We start from the raw sequence: 5,410 nt of genomic DNA, 5'->3' as shown, positions 1-5,410 counted from the left end.
AAAAACATTCCCGTTCTGTTGAGTATAAAGTATCTGGATGGAAACTATCAAAAGATAAACGTCATATTACCTTTACAGACAAAAAAGGTATTGGCACTCTTAAACTGATTGGCTCTAGAGATATTAATTACTATCAACCAGACCAGATTAAACGGGTAAGAATCCTTAATCGTGCCGATGGTTGTTATGTGCAGTTCTGCATTAAATTAGACCCCAGAGACACGGTTAAACCTTTAACACCCTCCCAGAAAGCCCCTGGGATTGATGTGGGATTAAAGTTTTTCTTAGTAGATAGCGAAGGCCATCAAATTGATTGTCCGAACTATTACAGAAAAGCTGAAAAACAACTAAACCGATTAAACAGGAAAAAGTCAAAGAAATACCGTAAGGGTAAAAAACAATCTCGTAATTATCACAAGGCTAGAAAGCGATATGCTCGGAAACATTTAAGAGTAAGTAGGCAACGAGAAGAGTTTGTCAAGAGTGTGGCACTCCGTTTAGTTAAGTCTAACGACTTAATCGCTTATGAAAACTTGAATATCAAAGGCATGGTCAAAAATCGTCATTTAGCCAAGTCGATAACCGATGCAGGATGGTCTGTTTTTAGGCAATGGCTAGAGTATTTTGGGGACAAATACGGCAAGTTAACTATAGCTGTATCACCTCATAATACGGCTCAAAATTGTTCTAATTGTGGACAAAAAGTCGAAAAGTCGCTATCTACTCGAACCCATGTTTGTCCTCATTGTGGATACACAGATTGTCGAGATAGAAACGCCGCTTTAAACATCTTGCAAAAGGGATTAAGTAGCGTGGGGCGCACGCAAACTTTAAACGCTTCGGGAGAGATTCCCTCTTGGTTGGTTGGAGAAATCCTGCTTGCTAACGGAGACTCAATGAACGAAGAATCCCCGTCTAAAGAGACGGGGAGCGTCAAAAAACGGAAATAGTAAAACATCAGGGTTAAATTGTGGCGGTCAGGAAAAGATCCACTATACTGTTAGACTTAAACAGGTCATAACCCAATGACCATCTAGCTATAATCATGTCACCGCCACAAAAATCATTTTATGCTTTCTGAGCCGGAACCGAGCGACACCCTCACCACTCCCACCGTCAATATGGGCGATCAAAGTACCGATATCAAGCCAATTTTAGCCTTAAAAGAGTTAGTCGCTAGTTTATATCGCGAACAAAACAAAGTTCAAAATCTCTTAAGTTCCCTCGGTTTTGCCCTGCGGAGTTTCAATAATTTAAACCAATTCCTCGATCTTACCCCCTTGATGGCCGCACGAGTGGCAGACGCGGAGGGAGGGGCATTGATTTTGAGCAAAAATAACGGTCAAGTGGCGCTCGATCAACTCCATTGCCAAGATAATCAAATTAATGGGGAACTACGCCGACAATTAGAGGCAATTATCCGACAATTAAACCAAGAACCGGCACTTGAGAATAAAAATCATCGATCGCTTCTCGATAGTCTCGACCATAAAATCCGGCAAACTCTCGGACAGGGTACGCAGGTTTATAGTACGCCTGTTTTGGTAAAAAATAGTGAACGGGGGCGTTTATACGTTTTCAGTCGCGATCCCGATTATGGTTGGACACCCACCCGTCGTAAACTGCTGCAGCTAGTGGCCGATCAAACGGCGGTGGCTATAGCTAATAATGAATTAACGATCGAATTACGTTCTAAGGAACGTCAGGATCGAGAGTTAGAAATCGCTGCCGAAATCCAAAATCGTCTTTTACCCCGGCAATGTCCGAAAATTCAGGGGGTAGAATTGGCAGCCCACTGCAAAACGGCTAATCGCGTTGGTGGCGATTATTATGATTTTATCCCCTGCAACTACGATCAATTTAAACCGGCAAGGGAGGCGGAAATGGAAGCCAGTGCCGCTCCTTGGAGTATAGTCATCGGTGATGTCATGGGAAAAGGTGTCCCAGCAGGATTATTGATGACCATGACCCGGGGAATGTTGCGAGCGGAAGTGTTAAATCGTCACTCCCCGGCCCAGATTTTGCGTCATCTCAATCGGGTTATGTATGCCGATCTCGATAATTCTCATCGTTTCGTGACATTATTTTATTCCGAGTATGATCCCCTGACGCGCCGTCTTGGCTACAGTAATGCTGCCCATTATCCCACCCTCTGGTGGCGGGCTAAAACGGGAGAGTTAGAGTCTCTCGACACGGAAGGGACATTAGTGGGTTTAGAGGCAGATTCTATCTATGACGATGCCCAAGTGCAATTAGAAGCGGGAGATACGCTGATCTATTACACCGATGGCTTTACCGATGCAGTTAACTCGAAAGGGGAAAGATTTGATCAGAAAAATTGGCTATCGGCAGTTAAAGAAGCCTGTCAACAGTACACCGATCCCGAACAGATTCTAGAATATTTATTTGGGAAAGTTGCCGCTTTTACTGGGTTGGGAAATGACGGTAGCGACGATATGACTTTAGTAGTTATGCGAGTGAAATCGGAGGAATAAATCATCACTTCCTAGCTCATAAATTAGCTTAATCCTGCTCTTGCCAAGGAGCGAATAAAGGCAATAACGCTAACCCGGGTAAAGCGGCGATTACCGTGATTAAAAAGAACCACTGCCAACCGATCGCCTCAGCCAAAACTCCGGCGGGAGCCACCAAAATATCGCGACTAAAGGCCATTAAACTCGATAAAAGGGCGAACTGAGTAGCGGTAAAACGAGCATTACAAAGACTCATTAAAAAAGCCACAAAAGCGGCAGTTACTAAGCCACCGCAGAAGTTTTCAATATTAATAGCCAAGACCATAAAAGGATAATTTTGTCCTAAATTTGCTAAAATAAAATAGGCTAAATTACTAACAGCTTGCAACAGACCAAATATCCAGAGCGATCGATTAATTCCCCAACGACTTAACAGGGAACCACCTAATAAAACTCCCACCATAGTTGCTATCATGCCCATGCCCCCTTGGATCGCCCCGATATCGGTTTGACTGAAACCAGTTTTTAAGAGAAAAGGAGTCACCATATTATTAACTAAAGCATCCCCTAAACGATAGAGAACAATAAAGGCGAGAATGCCGATTCCTTGACCTAATCGATAGCGTTGAAAAAACTCTTGGAAAGGCAACCAAACTGCCTCTAAAAGAGTTTGAGGAGTATCATCTCTAGGGGGAGTAGCTGGGGCGAAAAAAGACCAAATAATCGTTAAAGCCATCAATCCAGCTAGGAAAAGATAGACGAGAGGCCAGGGAAAGTGATCGGCTAAAATTAAAGCGATCGAACCGGTTAAAATTAAAGCCAAACGATAACCTAAAACCCCGATCGCTACCCCAGCCCCCATCTCCCATTTTTCTAAAATATCTGTGCGATAGGCATCGTAGGCAATATCTTGGCTGGCACTAAAAAAAGCAATCAGTAAAGCATTAATTGCCAATAATTCTAAAGATCGTTGCGGTTGTTGAAAAGCCATAAAACCAATCGCTAAAGTTAAACAAATTTGAGCGATTAAAATCCAACCGCGACGACGACCAAGCAGCGGGGGAAGATAGCGATCGAGTAAGGGAGACCAAAGAAATTTGAGAGAGTAGGGGAGGGTAACTAAACTAAATAAACCGATCGATTTCAGATCAACTCCTTCGGTGGTCATCCAAGCTTGCAGGGTGCGACCGGTGAGAAAATAGGGCAATCCGGAAGCGAAACCTAAGAATAACAAAGCCGCCATTTTTTGACTGCGGAACACTTGCAAATAAGCGGAAATTTCTTTGATCATGGAGGGGATAGGAGGATAGATCAGATTAAAGAATATAGTTAATTGACCCAAAAAGAAAGAGATTAGTTCTGACCGGCATCATCCCATCTTAACCATTGCCTGGAGATAAAAAAAAATTCCCGAAAAATAGCGGTCTTTCCGCCAGCTGGGGCTATAGGCAGTAGAATGGATGAGATTTTGATTCAGTAGTCTTGAAAAATTGCGGTATTCTCCTTAAGATAGATGCTTGATTCTCCCAACTAGCTCCTACCCCTATTTACCTTTCCCAGATAAGGACTGCCATCCCCACCTTCCCTGCCGACTCCTGTGATTAAAGTGGACTCCTGTTTTATCTCATACCTATTGTCTAATCCCTCCGACTCGGAAGCGACCGGTGACAATGCCACCATTGCCGTCGAGGTGCGTTTGGCCCAAAGCCAAGATCTCAAAAGCTTGGCGGAGATTCTCACCGATAGTTTTTTCCCCACGGCCAATTATTGGTCTTTTCTGCGTCCTATCTTTAAATTGGGCATTTACGAGGACTTACGGGGACGATTGCGCGCCGATACCCCTTACTATCACTGTCTGGTAGTCAGTCACACCAGCGTCACCGCCACGGGTCCTCAGGAAATTATTGTCGCTACGGCGGAAATCGGCTTAAAATCCAGTTCTTTTTTAGCTGTTCCCATTCCTTATATCTCTAATTTAGCCGTTAGTCCCGATCGCCGGCGTGCCGGTCTGGCCCGGAGATTGCTGCTCAAGTGTGAACAGATCGCTAGAGAATGGGGTTTTGAGGAACTTTCCCTCCATGTTCTCGATAATAATCTAGCGGCCCAGTCACTGTACTCAAGTAGCGGTTATCGTCTGCAAAAAACCGACGGTTGGTTGATCAATTGGTTATTTAATCGACCACAAAAGTTATTTCTGCACAAAAAAATCAGCCATTGACATCCTCGCCGCCGTAAAACGGACGGCGATTCCCAAACCTCACGATTTGGGTTTCTGCTTCTGTCCCGAAGGATTTTTCGCACCTGCCTTAACAGATTTACTCTGTTCTGGTCTTATGGTCGCTCTACAGACTGACACCGCAAGCCCTGCGGCCAAAATATTTTTACTGGCGTTAATATCTCGGTCATGGTGAGTCCCACAGTCTGGACAGTCCCATTCTCGAACATTTAACGGCATTTTCAAGGGCAATATACCCGCAATTACTACATCTTTTAGAGCTAGGAAACCATCTATCTATTTCGATGTAATTTCTCCCATACCAACGGCATTTATAGGCTAATTGTCGGGTTATTTCTCCCCAGCTTACATCAGATATTGCCTGAGATAATTTCGGGTTTTTGACCATATTCTTGACGGCTAAATTCTCAACCACAATCGTTTGGTTTTCACGGACTAATTGAGTGGTTAGCTTGTGTAGATGGTCTTTTCTACTATCGGTGATTTGAGCGTGAATTCTGGCTACTTTGATTCTTGCTTTTTCCCGATTTTTTGACCCTTTCTGTTTTCTAGAAAGATTTTTCGATGCTCTTCGCAACCTCTGATAATGTTTCTTAAAATGCTTAGGATTAGATACTTTATCGCCATCGCTGGTAATTACTAAACTACTAATTCCTAAGTCAATTCCGATGGCTTTATCTGTTACTGGTAGAGGCTTAAT

General features: G+C 43.6%; 4 protein-coding genes and 1 pseudogene. 3 read left to right on the top strand and 2 right to left on the bottom strand.

What is annotated here, in order from left to right; translation table 11 throughout:
* Together O9300_RS10375 and O9300_RS10370 are read left to right on the top strand one after the other, a co-directional pair.
* Nucleotides 1–950 (top strand): RNA-guided endonuclease InsQ/TnpB family protein (locus O9300_RS10375; protein WP_287971565.1); only part of this gene is annotated, 950 nt, incomplete at its 5' end.
* A 120-nt stretch (nt 951–1,070) separates the two neighbouring features.
* Nucleotides 1,071–2,495, top strand: coding sequence for a PP2C family protein-serine/threonine phosphatase (locus O9300_RS10370; protein WP_287971564.1), 1,425 nt, complete (start codon nt 1,071–1,073; stop codon nt 2,493–2,495).
* 28 nt (nt 2,496–2,523) lie between these two features.
* On the opposite strand, the gene O9300_RS10365 is transcribed toward O9300_RS10370, so the two are convergent.
* On the bottom strand, nt 2,524–3,765 hold the full coding sequence (locus tag O9300_RS10365; RefSeq protein ID WP_287971563.1) for an AmpG family muropeptide MFS transporter: 1,242 nt from the start codon (nt 3,763–3,765) through the stop codon (nt 2,524–2,526).
* Between the two features lie 306 nt (nt 3,766–4,071).
* Between O9300_RS10365 and O9300_RS10360 the strand changes: the two genes are divergently transcribed.
* A complete protein-coding gene (locus O9300_RS10360) occupies nt 4,072–4,692 on the top strand; it encodes a GNAT family N-acetyltransferase (RefSeq protein ID WP_287971562.1) in 621 nt (206 codons plus the stop codon).
* Between the two features lie 39 nt (nt 4,693–4,731).
* Here the strand turns inward: O9300_RS10360 and O9300_RS10355 are convergent.
* A pseudogene (locus O9300_RS10355) lies at nt 4,732–5,410 on the bottom strand (RNA-guided endonuclease TnpB family protein); the annotation flags it as partial.

The sequence above is a fragment of the Microcystis sp. LE19-195.1E genome, assembly GCF_027532095.1.
Lineage (GTDB): Bacteria > Cyanobacteriota > Cyanobacteriia > Cyanobacteriales > Microcystaceae > Microcystis > Microcystis aeruginosa.
This window is presented reverse-complemented; position numbering and strand designations above follow the sequence as displayed.

Coding starts and splice junctions, on each gene's coding strand:
- O9300_RS10370 (WP_287971564.1), top strand. CDS start 1,071: ATGCTTTCTGAGCCGGAACCGAGCGACACCCTCACCACTCCCACCGTC.
- O9300_RS10365 (WP_287971563.1), bottom strand. CDS start 3,765: ATGATCAAAGAAATTTCCGCTTATTTGCAAGTGTTCCGCAGTCAAAAA.